Consider the following 18,513-nt stretch of genomic DNA (forward strand, 5'->3'; position numbering starts at 1 on the left):
CCTCCCCGGGCGGGGCGACACGGGCGTCAGGGGGTCGTGCGGGTCAGGGCGCCTGGGAGGCGACCACCACCGCGTCCGGTGGGGTGTCCGGCACGGTACGCGCGGCGAGCCGCCGGACCGCGGTGTTGAGCACGGCGATCAGCGGCACCGCGACCAGCGCGCCGGCGATGCCGGCCAGCACCACGCCCGCGGCGATGCCGATGATCACGGCGAGCGGGTGGATGGCCACCGCCCGGCCCATGATCAGCGGCTGGAGCACGTGGCCCTCTACCTGCTGCACCCCGACCACCACGCCGAGGATGATCAGCGCGGTCACCGGGCCGCTGTCGACGAGCGCGACCAGCACTGCCACCACGCCGGACAGGAACGCGCCGACGATCGGGATGAACGCGCCCAGGAAGACCAGCGCGGCCAGCGGGAACGCGAACGGGATGTCGAACAGCACCAGGAAGATGCCGATGCCGACCGCGTCGATGAAGGCGACCAGCACGGTGGCCCGCACGTACGCGCCGAGCGTCGCCCAGGACGCGCGACCGGCGTCGTCGACCTTCCAGCGGGCCGCGACCGGCAGCAGCCGGACCAGGAACCGCCAGATGGAGTTGCCGTCACGCAGGAAGAAGAACGTGGCGAACAGCACGAGCACGGTGCCGGTGAGCACCTCGGCCAGCGTGGCGGCGGTGCTGAGCGCACCGCTGGTGAACCGCTCGGTGTTGCCGTTGATCCAGTTCTGCGCCTCGTTGATGTAGCGGTCGAGCTGGCTGTCGGACAGGTGCAGCGGGCCGGTCTTGAACCAGTCCTGGATCTGCCGGATGCCCTGCGAGGACTTCTCGCTCAGCTCCGGTACGCCCTTGATGAACTCGTTGACCACCAGCGTCAGCGTGCCGACCACGGCGGCCAGGCCGCCGACGAGCACCACACCGGTGGCCAGGGAGCGGGGCAGGCGGGCCCGGAGCAGCCAGCCGACCGCCGGGGCGAGCAGCGCGGAGAGCAGCAGCGCGACGGTCAGCGGGATGATCACGATGCTGATGGTGCCGATGATCTTGATGAGCGCCCAGGTCACGATGCCGATCACGATCAGCCGCCAGCACCACGCGGCGGTGATCCGCAGCGCGTGCGGCACCTCGGTGTCGTCCCGGCTCACAGTCGAGGAGTGCATCGCGGCCGGCGGCTCGACGCCCACCACAGTCGCCTCCGGCGACGCCGACGGTCCCGGTGACGCGGGCGAGGCCACTCCTGCCTCCCCCGGCGCCGCTTCCGGGTCGGCCCGGCGGGTCCGGGCGGCCTCCCGGCCCGACTCGTACGCGCGGCGGAGCCGTCCGCGCATCCGCTCGAAGCGGCTCAAGCGCACCTCCGGCAAAGTCGACCCCACCACGTCGCAGGGGGCACAGGATACGTCTGCTCGCCCCACCCTAGGGCGGCTCGGCCACACATTGCCCGCCCGGCGCTCCTGCGAACCACGGCGGAATCGACAGCCGGGCACGCGGTAGCGTCTTCGCGTGACCGCCGACCAGAGTCTCGACGCCGGGCTGCCGATCCGCCTGCTGCACGACCGCGTGCTGGTACGCACCGAGGGCGCCGAGGGCGAGCGCCGCTCCACCGCCGGCATCGTGATCCCCGCGACCGCCGCCGTGGGCAAGCGGCTGGCCTGGGCGACAGCCGTCGGCGTCGGGCCGAACGTCCGCTCGATCGTGGCCGGCGACCGGGTGCTCTTCGACCCGGACGACCGCTCCGAGGTCGAGTTGCACGGGCGGGCGTACGTGCTCCTGCGCGAGCGGGACGTGCACGCCGTGGCGGCCGAGCGGGTGGAGAGCACCGCCGCCGGCTCCACCGGTCTCTACCTCTGATCCGGCTCTCCACCCTCTGACCCGGCATCGGCGCCGTTTGCGGCGCTTCCCGGCGGGAAGCCCAGGCACCTGAGCGCCCTGGGGAGGGACACCATGCCGGTAGTGATCAAGAAGATCCTCGCCTGGGGATTCCTCGCGTTCCTGATCTACTTCATGGCGTTCCGTCCGGACGGGGCCGCGCAGGTGTTCAGGGGGATCGGGGCCGCGCTCATGGCGATCGCCCAAGGGCTCGGCGACTTTCTGACCGGCCTGATGAGCTGACCCGTCAGCGCCCGGGATGCCAGGGCGCGCCCGGGCCGTGCCAGCCGCCCGGGCCGTAGCCGGGCGGCGGGTACGCGGGCGGCGCGGCGAGCACCACCGGGATCGGCACCACCGGGTCGTCGGGCGCCTCCACCGGGCGCTGCGAACCGTCCGGGAACCGCAGGTGGTAGCGCTGACCGTCCCAGACCCCGACCGGCGCCTGCGGGTCCCGGCCGACGAAGAACGACCGGTACGCGGAGATCGCCTCCAGCAGTTCCCGTTCCTCCCTCGCTGTCCGTTCCCGCTCGGCGGGTTTGCGGTCCAGTCCCCGGCGCATGCCGTCGCGCAGCAGCGCGAGCCGGGTCGCGGCGAACTGGTAGCCACGCATCGCCTTCACCCCGCCGTCACCGGCGACCCGCCGGGCCCACGTACGCGCCGCGTGCCGGCGACCCAGGCTGCCCAGCGCGGCCACCTCGGGCGGGGTGAGCCAGCCCGCCCGCACGTAGTCCGGCAGCGTGCGCTCGGTGAGCCGGCCCTCCCAGGCGCGCAGCCAGATCGCCAGCCCCACCATGGCGAAGAAGATCGGCACCATCACGCCGATGTACCCGTAGAGCACGATCACCGTCTGCCCGGTGGCCTGGGCCAGCGAGGGCAGCAGGTTCCAGGTGCCGTGCAGGATCATCGCCAGCAGCAGGCCGGCCAGCGGGGCGAGCACCCGTACCCGCCGGTCGGCGGTACGCGCCGCGACGCCCAGCCCGACGCCGGTCATCGAGGTGAACAGCGGGTGGGCGAAGCCGAACAGCAGGATCCGGACGATGAAGATCGCGATCACCTGCTGCGCGCCGGTGGCCGGGCCGTACTGCTCCACGCCGGTGCGGTAGCCGTACCCGCCCAGGTAGAGGATGTTCTCGACCATGGCGAAGCCGACCGCGGAGAGCCCGCAGTAGACCAGGCCGTCGGTGATCCCGGAGAACTCCCGGCGCCGGAAGATCAGCACCAGGAGCGGGCCGGCCGCCTTGGTCAGCTCCTCGATGAACGGGGCGACGAGCACCGCTGTCAGCGCGGCGGGCAGCCCCAGGTCGTCGAACAGCCGCGCGCCGGTCTCGTTGACCAACAGCGAGATCGCGGTGGAGACGAAGGCGCCCCACGCGAAGCAGAAGATCAGATACTTCAGCGGCTCCGGCTCGTAGCGGTCGAGCCACAGGAAGCAGGAGACCAGCACCGGCACCGGCAGGATCGCCGCGACCAGGCCCACCAGCAGCGCCTCGGCGCCGAGGCTCTCGCCCAGCGTGAAGACCATGAACAACGCGCCGGCCGCGATCAGCAGCACCACACCGGCCAGCGCGAGGAAGCGCCGCCAGCCGAGCCGGCGCAGCGGCATCCGGGGCGTCGGCGCCCCCGGCGGCGGGGCGGCGGGCGCGGGCGGCGGCGGCAGGGCTCCGCCGGGCGGGGTGTCGGCCATGCGGTCAGCGTAGTCACCCGCGACCCACTGGTCCGGGCCGAACGCTACGGCTATGCTCCCGAACAGGTCACGAGCGCCAGCGTCAAGCCCCGGCTTGCTGGCCGGCAACCCTCGTCGAGGTTCGCGGTGGGGTGCCCCGGGTGATGACCGGGCCCAGCGCCGCTCCGCGTGCTGGGCAAGCGCGGACCCCGTTCCGGCACCACCCGGGGTCCACCTGTGACCCGGGAGGCTCCGGCATGACCCTCACTCTCGTACCCCCGTCGCCAGTGCTGCCCGCGCCGGTCCGGCCCGACCCGCTCGGCGTGCTCGGCGTACCGGGGGAGATCAACCTGGACCACGCCGCCAGCGCGCCGTGCGCGCGGGGCGCGGCCGACGCGGTGGCCGGGCTCCTTCCCTGGTACGCGAGCGTGCATCGCGGCGCGGGCGCGCTGTCCCGGCGCTGCACGCTCGCCTACGAGCAGGCCCGGCAGACCGTCGGCGACTTCCTCGGCGCCCGCCCCGACGACCACGTGATCTTCACGCGGAACACCACAGACGCGCTGAACCTGCTGGCCCGTGCGCTGCCCGCGGGCACCACGGTGATCACGTTCGGCGGCGAGCACCACGCCAACCTGCTGCCCTGGCCGCGCGGCTCGGTACGCCTGCCGGTGCCGGACAGCCCGGCCGGCGCGGTCCGGTCCCTCGCGGCGGCGCTCGGCGAGCTGGCCCGCGACGCCCGGCCCGGCCTGCCGGTGCTGATCGCGGTCACCGGCGCCGGCAACGTCACCGGCGAGGTGTGGCCGATCGCCGAGCTGGCCCGGGTCGCGCACCGGCACGGCGCCCGCATCCTGGTCGACGCCGCGCAGCTCGCCCCGCACGCCCCGGTCGACCTGGCCGCGCTGGACGTGGACTACGTGGCGCTGTCCGGCCACAAGCTGTACGCCCCGTTCGGCGCGGGCGTGCTCGCCGGGCGGGCGGACTGGCTGGACGCGGCCCCGCCGTACCTGGCCGGTGGCGGCGCCACCAGCCACGTCGGCGCGGCCACGCACGAGGTGCGCTGGACCACCGGCCCGGCCCGGCACGAGGCCGGCACCCCGAACCTGCTCGGCGCGGTGGCGCTGGCGGCGGTCTGCGCCGCGCTCGGCGAGGCCGACCGGCAGGCGCTGCACGTACGGGAACAGGCGCTGCTGACCCGGCTGCGCCGCGGCCTCGCCACGCTGCCCGACGTGGTCGAGCTGCGCATGTTCGGCCCGGACGCGCCCCGGGTGGGGATCGTCAGCTTCGTGGTCGCCGGGCGGGACTCGGCCGACGTGGCCGCGCATCTGGCGAGCCGGCACCGGATCGGGGTACGGGACGGCCTGTTCTGCGCCCACCCGCTGACCCGTCGCCTGCTGGCCGAGGCCGCCGCCCGTACCGGCCGCACCGACCTGCCCCCGACCGCCCTGCGCGCCAGCCTGGGCCTGGGCACCACCGAGCCCCAGGTCGACACCCTCCTGACCGCCCTGTCCCACCTCCCCTAACCCAACCCCCTCCCCCTCCCCCTCCCGCCCAAGAGCAACCGGCCCGTCCGCACCCACGACAGCCAGAGATCTTGGTACGGGGACGCCCCGGTGGGGGCGTCCCCGTACCAAGATCTCGCCCCCCGGGGCCCCCATCGGGGCGATCATGAAGTTAGCGGTCACAGAAAGCGCTTTCCCGCCAGCCAACTTCATGATCAGCCGGCCCCCATGGAGGTGATCAAGGAGTTTGGGTCCGAGTTGATCTCCGGGAGGGACACAAACTCCTTGATCAACGCGGCGGGCAGGCGGCGGGGCGGGCAGGCGGGGCCGGGCCGGGCAGGGCGGGCGGCGGGACGGGGGCGGGTCAGCCGACTGGGGGGGCTGTGGGAGGGTGGGCGGCGGGGTTGCGGTCGGTGGGTGGGCCGGTGCGGTGCTCCTTCTCGCCGAACGCCTGCCGGACCAGGCGGTTCGCCTCCTCCTGCTCGATCCCGGAGGCCACCATCAGGTCGCTCGCCGTGGTACGCACCTGCGCGATCACCACGCTGCCGGAGAAGCCGACCCCCTCGGCGTACGCCCGGCCGGCCTCGCTCACCGCGCGCAGCGACCGTTCGCGGGCCTCCTGCGGCTCCTGCCCGGCGGCGAACTCATGGCGGAGCAGGCGCACCGACTCGGCCAGATGACCGATCGCGTCCGGCATCGGCTCGGGGGCCGGTTCGTCGTCCTCGATCATGGTGACCGCTCGGCGGATCAGCGTGCCGGTGTTGCGCATGGCCCGGTCGATCGGGTCGGCCGCCTCCGCGTAGTGGGTCAGCTCGCCGCGCCGGTGCCAGCGGGCCGGGGACAGCGTGCTGGTCTCCTTGGCACCCTCGATCGCCTCGGAGAGGGCGGCCAGTTCCTCCTTGTTCTCCCGCAGCCGGAACAGCGCGCGCTGGGCCGCCTCCCGGTCCTGGTTTCGCAGCGCCTCGGCGCAGGCGTCGAGCTGGTCGGCGAGGAGGTCCAGCGCGGGCCGGGCGGCCCGGTTGATCACCCGTAGCGGGTTGAGCGGCAGCAGGATGGCGGTGACGAGCAGCGCGATGCCGCCACCGAGTAACGCGTCGATGAAGCGGGGGAACTCCAGGTTCTCGGTGGACGGGCTGAGCGTCACGATCAGCACCGCGGTGGCCGCGGCCTGGATCACGATCGCCACGCTCGCCCCGGCGAAGATGCTCAGCAGGATCGCCGAGGTCACCACGAGCGCGAGCTGCCAGGCGCCGGTGCCGACGAAGTAGATGAGCGCGTCGCCGACCAGCACGCCGACGGCCACGCCGGCGATCAGTTCGACCGTACGCCGGAACCGCTGCCCCACCGAGGCGGCGAGCGTGCCGACGGCGGAGATCGGGGCGAAGACCGGCTGCGGGTTCTTCAGCAGCCGGTGCGAGATCAGGTACGCCAGACCGGCGGCGAGCCCGGCCTGCACCGCCAGGCCGAACGCGGTCCGGACCCGGTGCAGCCGGTCGTGCAGGGTCGCCTTGCCCCGGTGCCGCAGCTCCTCCATCGCGGAGGCGATCCGCTGCCCGTCGCGGTCGGCCCGCCCCTCACGCAGCTTTCCGCGACGCAAGAACTGCAGTCGTCCGTCCCGGGCCATGGCCGGTACTACCCGTACCGCCCCGGCTGAATCCCTCTACCCGGGCCGGAGGGGGCAGACTGCATCCGATGGACGACCTGACGGCACGGTGGCGGGAGACGGCGCGAGCGGCGGGCGCGACCGATCCGGCGGCTGTCGAGCGGGCCGGCGCCCGGCTGCTGGCGGGCTGGCGGGAGCCGCACCGGCGCTACCACGACGAGGCGCACCTGCGGGCGGTGCTCGACGTGGTCGACGCGTACGCCGGGCTGGCCCGCGACCCCGACCTGGTCCGGCTCGCGGCGTGGTGCCACGACGCGGTCTACGACCCGCGCGCGGCGGGTGACGCCAACGAGCGGGCCAGCGCCGACCTCGGCGGCGAGCTGCTGGCCGCCGCCGGGGTCCCGGCCGCGACGGTGACCGGGGTACGCCGCCTGGTGCTGCTCACCGCCGGTCACGCGGTCGGGCCGGACGACCCGGACGGCGCGCTGCTCTGCGACGCGGACCTGGCGGTGCTGGCGGCCCCGGCGGAGCGCTACGACAGGTACGCCGCCGCGATCCGCGCCGAGTACGCGCACGTGCCCGAACCGGACTTCCGCGCCGGCCGGTCGGCGGCGCTGCGGCACCTGCTCGCGCTGCCGGCGCTGTACCGGCTACCCGAGCCGCACGCCCGCTGGGAGTCCCGCGCCCGGGCCAACCTGTCCCGGGAGCTGGCCGCGCTGGCCTGAGAAGCGGTGCTTCGGACGGCGAAGGCCGGTGTCCCGCAGCAGCCGGACGATCTCCCGCGAGGGCACGACAGTCGCGCCCAGCCACACCGCCGCCCGGAACCGTTCGGCGGGCACGTCGTAGTGGTCCCGGTCGAAGCCGCGCCGGGGCGCGCCGAGCATCTCCGCGAACGCGTGCAGCTCGGCGTACGAGACGTCGCTGATCAGGTGCGACCAGAGCCGGCCGCGCCAGGGCACGGCGGGCGGGTCCAGGTAGAGCACGGCAACAGACGGTACGCCGGTAGCCTTCCCGGCATGGCCGCCCATCCCCTCCTCGACGACCTGCGGGGCGCGCTCGGCGACGCCGCCGTGCTGACCGACCCGGACCTGCTGGCCGGGCACGCCCGCGACGAGGCCGACCTGTGCGACTCGGGCGTCCCGCTGGTGGTGGTCCGGCCCCGTGACACCGAGGGCGTGGTGGCGGTGGTCCGGGCGGCGGGGCGGCACGGCGTACCGGTGGTGCCGCAGGGCGCGCGGACCGGGCTGGCCGGCGCGGCGAACGCGGTGGACGGCGCGGTGGTGGTGAGCACCGTGGCGATGAACCGGGTCCGCGAGATCGACCCGGTCGGCCGGATCGCCGTGGTGCAGCCCGGCGTGGTCAACGCGGCGCTCGCCCGCGCGGTGCGGGAGCACGGCCTCTGGTATCCGCCGGATCCCGGCTCGTGGGAGTCGTCCACCGTCGGCGGCAACGTGGCCACGAACGCCGGTGGCATGTGCTGCGTGAAGTACGGCGTGACCGGCGAGTACGTGCTGGGCCTGGAGGTGGTGCTCGCCTCCGGCGAGGTGCTGCGCACCGGGCGGCGTACCGCGAAGGGGGTCGCCGGGTACGACCTGACCCGGCTCTTCGTCGGTTCGGAGGGCACGCTCGGCGTGATCACCGAGGTGACAGTGGCGTTGCGTCCGGCCCCGGAGCAGTCACTGACACTGGTCGCGGTCTTCCCCACGGTGGCTACGGCCGGTGGCGCGGTCGCCGGGATCGCCGGGCGGGGGCTCACCCCGAGCCTGCTGGAACTGCTGGACCGGACCCATCTGCGGGCGATCGAGGCGTACCGGCCGATGGGTCTGCGCACTGATGCCGAGGCGCTGCTGCTGGCAGCGGTGGACACCGGCGCCCGGGCCGCCGACGACCTGGCCCGGCTGGCCGAGGTGTGCACGGCGGCGGGCGCCGACGAGGTCTACGCGGCCGGCGACGCGACCGAGGCGGCGGCGCTGCTGCAGGCCCGGCGGCTGGCCCACCCGGCGATGGAGCGGTTCGCGGCGCAGACCTACCCCGGCGGCAACGGTGGCCTGGTCATCGACGACGTGGCGGTGCCGCGCGCCCGGCTGGCGGAACTGCTGGACGGGGTGGCCCGGATCGCCGAGGCGTGCCGGGTGCCGATCGGCGTGGTCGGTCACGCGGGCGACGGCAACATGCACCCGAACATCGTGGTCGACCGGGCCGACCCGGACAGCCTGGCCCGGGGGCGGCGGGCCTTCGACGAGATCATGGCGCTCGGGCTGGAACTGGGCGGCACCTGCACCGGGGAGCACGGCGTGGGGCTGCTCAAGCGGGACTGGCTGGCCCGCGAGATCGGCCCGGTGGGCGTACGGGTGCACCAGGCGATCAAGGGGGCGCTGGACCCGGCCGGGTTGTTCAACCCCGGCAAGGTGTTCTAACCCTTGTCCTCGGCGGGCGTGGCCTGGGTGACGAGCAGCAGCACGTCGTAGGCCACCTTCGGCTTCGGCTCGCCCGGGCAGTCCTGGATGGTGACGGTCAGGCCGGGCGGGACGAGCAACGTCGAGGTCAGCACGCCGATGCAGCCCTGCTTGTAGCCGCGGGCCTCGTCGGTCTCCTTCGCCAGCGCCGGGTCGGCGAGCATCCGCTGGAGCCGCCGGCTCTGCTCGGGGCTCAGCGTGCCGGTGGCGTCCACGCCGTCACCGGCGCAGTCGCGGCACTGCCAGCGGCCGGACGGGTCCACGTCGAGGTGGCGGATCGGGCCCTCGTCGCCGAGCTTCTGCACCAGGGAGACGCGCTTGCCGGCCGGGGTGGGGCTGGCTGTTCCCGCTGTTCCGGGCGCGGTGGCGCCTTCGGCCCGGCCGAAGGCGCATCCGGTCAGAGCGGTCGCCAGCAGGACGGCAGCGGACAGGGCGGGGACGCGCGACGACCATGATGGGCGGACCACGCGGGGAAACCTACACTTCCGTAGGTAGCGCGCACTAGCGGCCGAGCGGCCCGGGGTGGGGATCCCCTACCTGGGGGAGGCCGGAAGTTCAACGCCCGGGCCGTCGGTCCCTCGGTCTGCTGCGAAACCACGCACATCGGGCGCGCCGAGGCGGGCCGCGTCGGCGGCGATGTCGTCCGTCATGAGCTGCGACTCCCGCTCGGCCAGCACCCGCGCCCGGTAGTGGGCCACCTCCCGGTCCCGGGTCGCCGCGTCCCAGCCGAGCACCGCGCCCATCAGCTCCGCGGCGTGCTCCGCCGACTCCAGGCCGCGGTGGCTGGTCTCGATCGAGATCCGGGTACGCCGGGTGAGCACGTCCTCCAGGTGCAGCGCGCCCTCGGCGCGGGCGGCGTACGTCACCTCGGCGGCCAGGTATTCCGGTGCGCCGGCCAGCGGCGAGCCGAGCAGCGGATCGGCGTCGACCAGCGCGAGCAGGTCCAGCGTGAGGTTGCCGTACCGCTCCAGCAGGTGCTCGACCACACCGACCGCGACTCCGTGCCGGCGGGCCAGGTCGGCCCGGTCCCGCCACAGGGCCGCGTAGCCGTCGGCGCCCAGCAGCGGCAGGTCGGCGGTACGCGAGGGGCGGGTCCGGCCGAGCCGGTGCATCGCGCGGTCGACCACGTCCGACGCCATCACCCGGTAGGTGGTGTACTTGCCGCCGGCCACCAGCAGCAGGCCGAGCATCGGCTCCACCACGGCGTGCTCGCGGGACAGCTTCGAGGTGGAGTCCGCCTCGCCGGCCAGCAGCGGGCGCAGCCCGGCGTAGACGCCCTCGATGTCGGCGGTGGTCAGCGGCCGGTCCAGCACCGTGTTGACCTGGGAGAGCAGGTATTCGATGTCGCTGGCGGTCGCAGCCGGGTGGGACCTGTCGAGTTGCCAGTCCGTGTCGGTGGTGCCGATGATCCAGTGCCCGCCCCAGGGGATCACGAAGAGCACGCTCGTGGCGGTACGCAGGATCAGGCCGGTCTCGCCGACGATCGCCGATCGGGGCACCACCAGGTGCACTCCCTTGGAGGCCCGGACCCGCAGCTTCGGGCGGAGCCCGACGTCGTTGAGCATCCGCGACATGTCGTCGCTCCACACGCCGGTGGCGGCGATCACGGTGCGCGCGCGTACCTCGAACTCGGCGTCCGGCGAGCCGGCCGGCGCCTCCAGGTCGCGTACCCGCACGCCGGTGACCTCGCGGGCCTGGCGGGTCAGGCCGACCGCGCGGGCGCTGGTCACCACCGTCGCGCCGAGGCTCGCCGCGGTACGCGCCAGCGTCACCACGAGACGGGCGTCGTCGACCTGACCGTCGTAGTAGCGGATCGCGCCGGCCAGCTTGTCCGGACGCAGGCTCGGGAAGATCCGGCGCGTGCCCTCGCGGCTCAGGTGCCGGTGCAGCGGCATCCCCCGCCCGCCGCCGAACACCCCGGCGAACGCGTCGTACGCGGCCACGCCGAGCCCGTAGTAGGAGCGACGGAAGAACCGCCGGGGCAGGTCCCGCGCGCCGCCCTCGGCGGGCAGCGGAACCAGGATCGGCACCGGACGGACCAGGTGCGGGGCGAGCCGGGTGGCGAGCAGTCCGCGTTCGGTCAGCGCCTCGTGGACCAGGTGGAACTCCAGCTGCTCCAGGTAGCGCAGGCCGCCGTGGATCAGCTTGCTGGACCGGCTGGAGGTGCCGGCGGCGTAGTCGCGCGCCTCCACCAGGGCGACCTTCAGCCCGCGGGACGCGGCGTCGAGCGCGGCGCCCGCTCCGGTCACCCCGCCGCCGATGACCAGGACGTCGAACCGCTCGGCCCGAAGGCGGCGCAGGTCGTCGGCGCGGCGCTCGGCGGAGAGCTGGCCGGCCACGGATCGGGACACGTTGGGGTCGCGCACCCGTCCACGGTAACCGTCCGGGGCGCGCGGCGACACGGCCCGGCCGTACCGTGATGACCATGCTGACCGGCCCGCCGTTCGCGCCCGTACCGCCGCCGCCACCGCGTGAGACCGGGCCGTGGCCGGTCGTCGCGGCCGTGCTCACCGGGTTCTGGGTCGTGCTGGTGACCGTTCCGGGTCAGGTCGGCGGCTGGCTCGTCGAGCAGGTCATGCTGGTCATGGGCCTGGACCGGGCGGTGGCGGTCTGGCCGGTGGTGGCGGTGGTCACCGTGCTGCTGGCCGGGGCGCCCTCGCTGGCGCTGGCGCTGGCGCCCCGCTCCCCCGCGCTGCGGGCGACCGGCCGCGCCTGGACCGCCGCCGTGGTCGCGCTGGGCGCGACGACGCTGCTGCGGACGGTGCCGCCGGTGCACCACGAGGCGTACCTGGCCGCGCTGGCGGTGACCGCCGCGGTGCTCGCGTTCGTCGCCGCCCGGCTGGCCCGCGTGCGTCCGCCCGTCGCCGTGGACGCGGTCCCGGAGGGCCGCTTCGGGACGGTGTCGCTGCTGGCGGTCGCGGCCGGGCTGGCGTCGCTGCTGCCCTGGGCGTGGGTGGGCGCGCTGGGCGGGGCGCTGGAGACGGTGCTCGCCGGGTTGGCCGCCGCCGCGCTCGGCACGCTCGCCGGGGCGCTGCTCGGCGCCCGGTTCTGGGCCGCGTTCGGGCCGGGTCCGGCCCGGTTGGTGCTGGTCGGCGGCCTGGTCGCGGGCGTCGCGTTGACGCCGCTCGCGGCCGCCGCCGGGCAGTCCGGCGTACAACTGCCGGCGCTGTTCCTGCTGCCGCCGCTCGGTTTCGTGCTGGCCGCGCTGGAGGCGGCGGCCCGGCAGTCGGGCCGCCCGGCCGGACCGGCGCCGGTGCGCTGGCTGATCGGGCTGGCGTTGCTGGGGCCGCTGGCGTTCACCGACCCGGAGGAGATCACCCTCCTGCTCGCCACCACCCGGGACACGCCGTTCTGGGTCGCCGTGGGCACCGGCGTCGCGTTCGCCGTCGCGGTCCTGCTCGCCCTCGGGTACGGCGTGCTGCTCGCCCGGTCCCGCGCCCGCGCGCCCCGGCGCGGTCCGGCCGCGCTCGCCGCCGCCGCGCTGCTCGTCGCCGTCGCCGTGGTGTACGTGGTCCCCGGCCAGCCGGGTCTGCACGGCGAGCGGCTGCTCGTGGTGCTGCGCGAGCAGGCCGACCTGACCGGGTTGCCGGCCGGGACGCCGGGACGGGCCGGGCGGGACGCCCGGGCGACCGAGGTCTACCGGCGGCTGGTCGCCACCGCCGACCGCACCCAGGGCGACCTGCGCCGCACGCTGACCGACATGCGGCTGAAGCCGACGCCGTACTACCTGGTCAACGCGATCGAGACGGACGGCGGCCCGGCGGTGCGGGCCTGGCTGTCCGGCCGGCCCGAGGTGGCCCGGGTGCTGGTCAGCCAGCGGCTGCGTCCGCTGCCCGCGCTCGCCCCGACGGCGCGCGGCGACGCCCCGGCGCCGACCGGACCGGCCTGGAACATCTCGCTGATCGGGGCGGACCGGGTCTGGTCGGAGCTGGGCGTCACCGGCTCCGGCGTGGTGGTGGGCAGCTCCGACTCCGGAGTGGACGGCCGGCACCCGGCGCTCGCCGGCGGCTTCCGGGGCGGCGACGACTCCTGGTACGACCCGTGGGAGGACCGCCGCGCCCCGGCCGACCGGGGTGGCCACGGCACCCACACGCTGGGCAGCGCGGTGGGCCGGGACGGCATCGGCGTGGCGCCCGGCGCGAGCTGGGTCGGCTGCGTCAACCTGGACCGCAACCTGGGCAGCCCGGCCCGCTACCTCGACTGTCTCCAGTTCATGCTGGCCCCGTTCCCGCCGGGCGGGAACCCGCTGACCGACGGCCGTCCGGCGCGCGCCCCGGACGTGCTCACCAACTCGTGGGGCTGCCCGCCGCTGGAGGGCTGCGATCCGGGGGCGCTGCGCCCGGCGACCGCGGCGCTGACCGCGGCCGGCATCCTGGTGGTGGCCGCCGCAGGCAACACCGGCCCGTCCTGCGGCTCGATCGTGGACCCGCCGGCGCCGTACCCGGACGTGCTGACCGTCGGGGCGGTGGACCGGCAGCGCCGCGTCACCGACTTCTCCAGCCGTGGTCCCGCGCCGGACGGCGTGGCCAAGCCGGACCTGGTCGCCCCGGGCGCGGCTGTGCTCTCCGCGATGCCCGGCGGCGGGTACGCGACGCTGGACGGCACCTCGATGGCCACGCCGCAGGTGGCGGGCGTGGTGGCGCTGATGTGGTCGGCGAACCCCGCGCTGGTCGGGGACCTGGAACGGACCCGGGCCATCCTGCGCGACACCGCGCAGCCGGTCCCGCGGCCCGCCGAGGCCTGCGGCGGACCGCGGGACGTCTCCGGCGCCGGGCTGGTCGACGCGTACGCGGCGGTGCGCGCGGCCCGGGCGGCCGCCACCGGTTAACAACCCTGTCCATTGGCCTGCCGATGCCCTACTGTCGGCGTCCATGGACGTGGAGATCATCGAGCTGGGCCGGGACCGGCTGCCCGAGGTGGTCGAGCTGTGCCGCGTGTCGCTCGACCTGCCGGAGGACGCGGTCGAGGCGTCCGGGGTGGTGGTCACCGTGGCGGAACGCGCCGGGGCCGACCGCCCGGTGCTGCGGCTCGGCGCGGTACGCGACGGCGCGTTGATCGGGGTGCTCGTCGGGTCGCTGTCGGCAGCCGATCCGCGGCTCGGCCACGTCGACCTGATCGCGGTCGCCCCGCCGGAGCGCCGCCAGGGTGTGGGCGGGGCGCTGCTGGCCGAGGCGGAGAGCCGGCTCGGCGCGCTCGGCGCGGCCGAGGTGCTGCTCGCCGGCAACCCGCCGCACTACGCCTGGCCCGGGGTCGACGTGCGCTACACCCCGGCGGTCTGCGCCGCGCAGCGGCTCGGCTACCGGCAGGACCGGACCGCCTGGAACATGACCGCCGACCTGTCCGAGGGGTCGGTGGCGCTGCGTCCCACCGAGGCCGCCGAGCGGCGGCTGGCCGGGCGGGGCGTGACGGTACGCCGGGCCACCCCGGACGACCTGCCGGCGCTCGCCGCGTTCGCCAGGTCCACGTTCGGCGGCACCTGGGACGGTGAGCTGGCCGGTTCGGTGGGGCGGCCGGACGCGGGCGTGCACCTGGCCGAGCGGGACGGTGAGATCCTCGGTTTCGCCGCCTACGGGTCGGCCCGGCCGAGCTGGTTCGGGCCGATGGGCACCGCGCCGGCGGCGGAGGGCTCCGGGATCGGCGGTGTGCTGCTGCGCCGCTGCCTGCGTGACCAGGCGGCGGCCGGGATCGGCGCGGCGCAGATCGGCTGGGTGGGGCCGGTGCCGTTCTACTCGAACGCGGCGGGGGCCCGGATCGAACGGGTGTTCTTCCTCTACCGGAAAGCCATCAAAGGGGCATAGACGCTAATAGCGCCATTCGACCTCCTTCGTCATCGACCGGGCTCTACGGTCGGGGGCAGAGGAGGCGGTGCATGACCACGAATGACGAACGGGCCGAGGAACCGTCCGACGAGCTTCCCGGCCAGCTCCCGTTCGACCGGCTCGACATCGGCGACGCCGAGCAGCTCGCCGAGCTGACCGGCGCGGACCGGCCACCGGTGGAGGAGCAACGGCAGCCGGTGGACGAGCCGCGGCGGCTGCCGCCGTACGACCGGACGCACAAGCGACGCAACCAGCGCCCGCTGCCCACCTGACACGCACACGGAAAGGGGCGGACCGCTGACGCGGCCCGCCCCTTTCGGCGTACTGGGTGGAGCTGGACTCAGAAGTCCATCTCCCCGCCACCCGGGCCCGCCGGAGCGGCCGGGGTCTTCTCCGGCTTGTCCGCCACGACGGCCTCGGTGGTGAGGAACAGCGCGGCGATCGACGCGGCGTTCTGCAGCGCGGAACGGGTCACCTTGGCCGGGTCGATGATGCCCGCGGCCAGCAGGTCCACGTACTCGCCGGTCGCGGCGTTGAGGCCGTGACCCGGGTCGAGGTTGCGAACCCGCTCGACGACGACGCCACCCTCCATGCCGGCGTTGACGGCGATCTGCCGCAGCGGGGCGTCCAGCGCGATCTTGACGATCTGCGCGCCGGTCGCCTCGTCGCCGGCCAGGTCCAGCTTGTCGAAGGCGGTCTTGCCGGCCTGCACCAGCGCGACGCCACCACCCGGGACGATGCCCTCCTCGACGGCGGCCTTCGCGTTGCGGACGGCGTCCTCGATGCGGTGCTTGCGCTCCTTCAGCTCGACCTCGGTGGCCGCGCCGACCTTGATCACCGCAACACCGCCGGCCAGCTTGGCCAGACGCTCCTGCAGCTTCTCCCGGTCGTAGTCGGAGTCGCTCTTGTCGATCTCGGCCCGGATCTGGTTCACCCGGCCCTGGATCTGCTCGGCGTCGCCGGCGCCGTCGACGATGGTGGTCTCGTCCTTGGTCACCACGACCTTGCGGGCGCGGCCCAGCATCTCGAGGCCGGTCGCGTCCAGCTTGAGGCCGACCTCCTCGCTGATGACCTGGCCACCGGTGAGGATGGCGATGTCGGTCAGCATGGCCTTGCGGCGGTCACCGAAGCCCGGCGCCTTGACGGCGACCGACTTGAAGGTGCCACGGACCTTGTTGACCACCAGGGTGGCCAGGGCCTCGCCCTCCAGGTCCTCGGCGATGATCAGCAGCGGCTTGCCCGACTGCATGACCTTCTCCAGGATCGGGAGCAGGTCCTTCACCGACGAGATCTTGCTGTTGACGATCAGGATGTACGGGTCGTCGAAGACGGCCTCCATACGCTCCGGGTCGGTCATGAAGTAGGCGGAGATGTAGCCCTTGTCGAAGCGCATGCCCTCGGTGAGCTCGAGCTCCAGGCCGAAGGTGTTGCTCTCCTCGACGGTGATGACACCTTCCTTGCCCACCTTGTCCATCGCCTCGGCGATGATCTCGCCGACGCTGGGGTCGGCGGCGGAGATGGAGGCGGTGGAGGCGATCTGCTCCTTGGTCTCCACGTCCTTGGCGAGCTTGAGCAGCTCCTCCGAGACGTTGGCCACGGCGGCCTCGATGCCCCGCTTCAGGGCCATCGGGTTGGCGCCGGCGGCCACGTTGCGCAGACCCTCACGAACCAGGGCCTGGGCCAGGACGGTCGCCGTCGTCGTGCCGTCACCGGCGACGTCGTCGGTCTTCTTCGCGACCTCCTTGACCAGCTCGGCGCCGATCTTCTCGTACGGGTCCTCGAGCTCGATCTCCTTGGCGATGCTCACACCATCGTTGGTGATGGTGGGGGCACCCCACTTCTTCTCGAGCACGACGTTGCGGCCCTTGGGGCCGAGCGTCACCTTCACGGCGTCGGCGAGCTGGTTCATGCCCCGCTCGAGGCCGCGGCGCGCCTCTTCGTCGAACGCGATCATCTTGGCCATACGGCGTTGTCCTCCTGGACACTCACGGGCCACCCGGGATGCCCGGATGGGCCGTCTGGTGTACGCACCTTGGGGACGTCGCCACCTGGCGACGACGACGTCTCCTCGGTCGGGCCGGACAGCCCGCGACGACCGGCCCCGTACCGCTCCGGCGCCACCTGGGACACCGGTGCGGCCGTGGCCCTACCGCCCCGACCTTCTGGCACTCACCGTATGCGAGTGCCAATGACTTGTTTAGCACTCTCCCTAGCCGAGTGCAAGCACGACCGCCCCGCTCAGCCGAGTTCCGCCGCCAGCTGAGCCGCGGTCACCGGGCCTTCCTGGGCCCGCTGCTCGGCGTACGTGACCACCAGCCCCACCTGCTGCGCCAGGTAGGCCGGAGCCGCCACCACGGCGCTGAGAACGGTGAGCGTCACCGCGCCGATCGCGGTGCCCACGGCGCCCATCGGCTCGAGCCCGAAGAGCGCCCCGCTGATCCCGCTCAGCACGACGTCCAGCAGCGTCGACACGACCAACGCCGCCACCACCAGCGCGACCCGGCCCAGCACCATGCCGAACCGGCTGTGGAACATCCGCCACGACCGCCCGACCGGATCCCGCCGCTCGAACAGGTAGACCGGACCGAACAGGGCGAGCGCGAGCGCGGCGTAGAGGCCGGGCAGCAGGCAGAAGCAGGCGCCGAGCGTGACCAGCAGCGACACCACGATGGTCCAGCCCCAGAGGCCGAGGGCTCGGCTCAGCCCGTACCGGAAGGCGGCGCCGAGCCCGGCCGGCTGACCGGCCGCCTGCCGGGCGATCACCCAGGTGCCCGCCGCCCAGCCCATCGCCTGGAGCGCGCCGAAGATCAGCCCGGCGAACAGGATCGCGCCGTAGAAGCCGAGCGTCTGCGCCCAGAAGTCCTCCGGCAGCACCGGCGACCCGTCCGGCGCGGTCGCCATCTGCCCGTCGGGGCTGAGGACGAGCGTGAGGACGCCGATCACCATCGCCGGGGGGACCTGGGTGAGCAGCACGATCGGCAGGAGCTGCCGCCAACCGCGCCGCAGCGCCCCCCAGCAACGGGCGAACCATGGGCCGATGCCCGCGTGCGGCGGGTTGACGAGCGGGTCCTGCGGGTCGATGCCGGGGAACCAGCCGGCGTACGCACCGGGGCCGGCGGCCACCGGGTAGGCGACGCCCGGCATCGGATGAGCCGGGTACCCGGGCCAGCCCGCCTGGGGAGGACCAGCCGGGTAGCCCGGCATCGTGGGGTAGCCCGGCGGCGTGGGGTAGCCCGGCGGCGTGGGGTAGCTGGGGGGCGGGGCGGCACCCGGCGCGGTCCAGCCGGCCGGGTCGCCCCCACCGGGCGGGGTGGCCGGGTCGGCGGGAGTGGCCGGGCCGGACGGGTTCGGGTGGGCGGGCTGCGCGTCGTACCCGGGTTGTTGCGGAATGCTCGGGCCGTAGCCGGTCTGGTCGGCCCAGGGATCGGCGGGCGCCGGGCCGGGAGCGGGCACGGACGGGCCGGCGCTCCCCGACGACGCCGGATCGGTGGCCGGAGGCGGAGGCGCGGTCGGGTCGGCCGGAGAGCCGGACGGCGTCGGCGACACCGGTTCGGTGGAACCCGGCGGAGGCAGATCGGACATGGGCCCTCCTCAGCGGCTACGGCTGGAAC

At 74.6% G+C, this 18,513-nt stretch carries 16 protein-coding genes and 1 riboswitch; of the genes, 8 read left to right on the top strand and 8 right to left on the bottom strand.

Annotated features, from left to right (window positions below; translation table 11 throughout):
- Window positions 1-43 precede the first annotated feature (43 nt).
- A complete protein-coding gene (locus A4R25_RS11630) occupies window positions 44-1,342 on the bottom strand; it encodes an AI-2E family transporter (protein ID WP_231915501.1) in 1,299 nt (432 codons plus the stop codon).
- Window positions 1,343-1,496: 154 nt separating this feature from the next.
- On the opposite strand from A4R25_RS11630, the gene A4R25_RS11635 reads away from it, so the two are divergent.
- Window positions 1,497-1,844, top strand: coding sequence for a co-chaperone GroES (locus A4R25_RS11635; RefSeq protein WP_043327996.1), 348 nt, complete (start codon window positions 1,497-1,499; stop codon window positions 1,842-1,844).
- 102 nt (window positions 1,845-1,946) lie between these two features.
- The gene (locus A4R25_RS31455; RefSeq protein WP_197494901.1) at window positions 1,947-2,105 is read left to right on the top strand and encodes a hypothetical protein; all 159 of its coding nucleotides are present in this window, start codon (window positions 1,947-1,949) and stop codon (window positions 2,103-2,105) included.
- A 4-nt stretch (window positions 2,106-2,109) separates the two neighbouring features.
- Here the strand turns inward: A4R25_RS31455 and A4R25_RS11640 are convergent, their stop codons facing one another.
- The gene (locus A4R25_RS11640; protein ID WP_064446722.1) at window positions 2,110-3,546 is read right to left on the bottom strand and encodes a PrsW family intramembrane metalloprotease; all 1,437 of its coding nucleotides are present in this window, start codon (window positions 3,544-3,546) and stop codon (window positions 2,110-2,112) included.
- A 65-nt stretch (window positions 3,547-3,611) separates the two neighbouring features.
- Window positions 3,612-3,734, top strand: a riboswitch (SAM riboswitch).
- Between the two features lie 48 nt (window positions 3,735-3,782).
- Here A4R25_RS11640 and A4R25_RS11645 point away from each other — a divergent pair.
- Window positions 3,783-5,045: an aminotransferase class V-fold PLP-dependent enzyme gene (locus A4R25_RS11645; protein ID WP_064446723.1), complete on the top strand. Its 1,263-nt coding sequence runs from the start codon at window positions 3,783-3,785 to the stop codon at window positions 5,043-5,045.
- A gap of 343 nt (window positions 5,046-5,388) precedes the next feature.
- Here the strand turns inward: A4R25_RS11645 and A4R25_RS11650 are convergent, their stop codons facing one another.
- On the bottom strand, window positions 5,389-6,648 hold the full coding sequence (locus A4R25_RS11650; RefSeq protein WP_043327993.1) for an aromatic acid exporter family protein: 1,260 nt from the start codon (window positions 6,646-6,648) through the stop codon (window positions 5,389-5,391).
- A 68-nt stretch (window positions 6,649-6,716) separates the two neighbouring features.
- On the opposite strand from A4R25_RS11650, the gene A4R25_RS11655 reads away from it, so the two are divergent.
- Window positions 6,717-7,352: a hypothetical protein gene (locus A4R25_RS11655; RefSeq protein WP_064446724.1), complete on the top strand. Its 636-nt coding sequence runs from the start codon at window positions 6,717-6,719 to the stop codon at window positions 7,350-7,352.
- Here A4R25_RS11655 and A4R25_RS11660 read toward each other — a convergent pair.
- On the bottom strand, window positions 7,278-7,610 hold the full coding sequence (locus A4R25_RS11660) for a DUF4031 domain-containing protein (RefSeq protein ID WP_043330893.1): 333 nt from the start codon (window positions 7,608-7,610) through the stop codon (window positions 7,278-7,280). The two genes, A4R25_RS11655 and A4R25_RS11660, sit on opposite strands and share 75 nt — an antisense overlap.
- A gap of 33 nt (window positions 7,611-7,643) precedes the next feature.
- On the opposite strand from A4R25_RS11660, the gene A4R25_RS11665 reads away from it, so the two are divergent.
- A complete protein-coding gene (locus A4R25_RS11665) occupies window positions 7,644-9,044 on the top strand; it encodes an FAD-binding oxidoreductase (RefSeq protein ID WP_064446725.1) in 1,401 nt (466 codons plus the stop codon).
- Here A4R25_RS11665 and A4R25_RS11670 read toward each other — a convergent pair.
- Together A4R25_RS11670 and A4R25_RS11675 are read right to left on the bottom strand one after the other, a co-directional pair.
- Window positions 9,041-9,550 (bottom strand): hypothetical protein, encoded by a 510-nt coding sequence (locus tag A4R25_RS11670; RefSeq protein ID WP_043327989.1) that lies wholly within the window; start codon window positions 9,548-9,550, stop codon window positions 9,041-9,043. The genes A4R25_RS11665 and A4R25_RS11670 overlap by 4 nt on opposite strands.
- A gap of 66 nt (window positions 9,551-9,616) precedes the next feature.
- Entirely contained in the window at window positions 9,617-11,434 is a 1,818-nt protein-coding gene (locus A4R25_RS11675; protein WP_043330892.1) for a glycerol-3-phosphate dehydrogenase/oxidase, read from the bottom strand.
- 68 nt (window positions 11,435-11,502) lie between these two features.
- Between A4R25_RS11675 and A4R25_RS11680 the strand changes: the two genes are divergently transcribed.
- The 3 genes from A4R25_RS11680 (at window position 11,503) to A4R25_RS11690 (ending at window position 15,174) form a co-directional block, all read left to right on the top strand.
- Complete coding sequence (locus A4R25_RS11680; RefSeq protein ID WP_064446726.1) at window positions 11,503-13,911, top strand: S8 family serine peptidase; 2,409 nt, start codon at window positions 11,503-11,505, stop codon at window positions 13,909-13,911.
- A 43-nt stretch (window positions 13,912-13,954) separates the two neighbouring features.
- Window positions 13,955-14,881, top strand: a complete 927-nt coding sequence (locus A4R25_RS11685; RefSeq protein ID WP_064446727.1) for a GNAT family N-acetyltransferase — start codon at window positions 13,955-13,957, stop codon at window positions 14,879-14,881.
- A gap of 71 nt (window positions 14,882-14,952) precedes the next feature.
- Window positions 14,953-15,174, top strand: coding sequence for a hypothetical protein (locus tag A4R25_RS11690; protein WP_030502772.1), 222 nt, complete (start codon window positions 14,953-14,955; stop codon window positions 15,172-15,174).
- Window positions 15,175-15,242: 68 nt separating this feature from the next.
- Here A4R25_RS11690 and groL read toward each other — a convergent pair whose 3' ends face one another.
- Both groL and A4R25_RS11700 read right to left on the bottom strand, forming a co-directional pair.
- Complete coding sequence (gene groL / locus A4R25_RS11695) at window positions 15,243-16,865, bottom strand: chaperonin GroEL (RefSeq protein ID WP_018787968.1); 1,623 nt, start codon at window positions 16,863-16,865, stop codon at window positions 15,243-15,245.
- A gap of 275 nt (window positions 16,866-17,140) precedes the next feature.
- The gene (locus tag A4R25_RS11700) at window positions 17,141-18,484 is read right to left on the bottom strand and encodes a hypothetical protein (RefSeq protein ID WP_064446728.1); all 1,344 of its coding nucleotides are present in this window, start codon (window positions 18,482-18,484) and stop codon (window positions 17,141-17,143) included.
- Between the last annotated feature and the right edge of the window lie 29 nt (window positions 18,485-18,513).

Origin of the sequence: Micromonospora sp. NBRC 110037 (assembly GCF_001652995.1) — a bacterium.
Classification (GTDB): Bacteria; Actinomycetota; Actinomycetes; order Mycobacteriales; family Micromonosporaceae; genus Micromonospora; species Micromonospora chalcea.

Bases quoted from the DNA above. Each gene is read 5' to 3' on its own strand.
- A4R25_RS11680 (WP_064446726.1), top strand. From the start codon at position 11,503: ATGACCATGCTGACCGGCCCGCCGTTCGCGCCCGTACCGCCGCCGCCA.
- A4R25_RS11640 (WP_064446722.1), bottom strand. From the start codon at position 3,546: ATGGCCGACACCCCGCCCGGCGGAGCCCTGCCGCCGCCGCCCGCGCCC.
- A4R25_RS11685 (WP_064446727.1), top strand. From the start codon at position 13,955: ATGGACGTGGAGATCATCGAGCTGGGCCGGGACCGGCTGCCCGAGGTG.
- groL (WP_018787968.1), bottom strand. From the start codon at position 16,865: ATGGCCAAGATGATCGCGTTCGACGAAGAGGCGCGCCGCGGCCTCGAG.
- A4R25_RS11645 (WP_064446723.1), top strand. From the start codon at position 3,783: ATGACCCTCACTCTCGTACCCCCGTCGCCAGTGCTGCCCGCGCCGGTC.
- A4R25_RS11690 (WP_030502772.1), top strand. From the start codon at position 14,953: ATGACCACGAATGACGAACGGGCCGAGGAACCGTCCGACGAGCTTCCC.
- A4R25_RS11650 (WP_043327993.1), bottom strand. From the start codon at position 6,648: ATGGCCCGGGACGGACGACTGCAGTTCTTGCGTCGCGGAAAGCTGCGT.
- A4R25_RS11655 (WP_064446724.1), top strand. From the start codon at position 6,717: ATGGACGACCTGACGGCACGGTGGCGGGAGACGGCGCGAGCGGCGGGC.
- A4R25_RS11665 (WP_064446725.1), top strand. From the start codon at position 7,644: ATGGCCGCCCATCCCCTCCTCGACGACCTGCGGGGCGCGCTCGGCGAC.
- A4R25_RS11700 (WP_064446728.1), bottom strand. From the start codon at position 18,484: ATGTCCGATCTGCCTCCGCCGGGTTCCACCGAACCGGTGTCGCCGACG.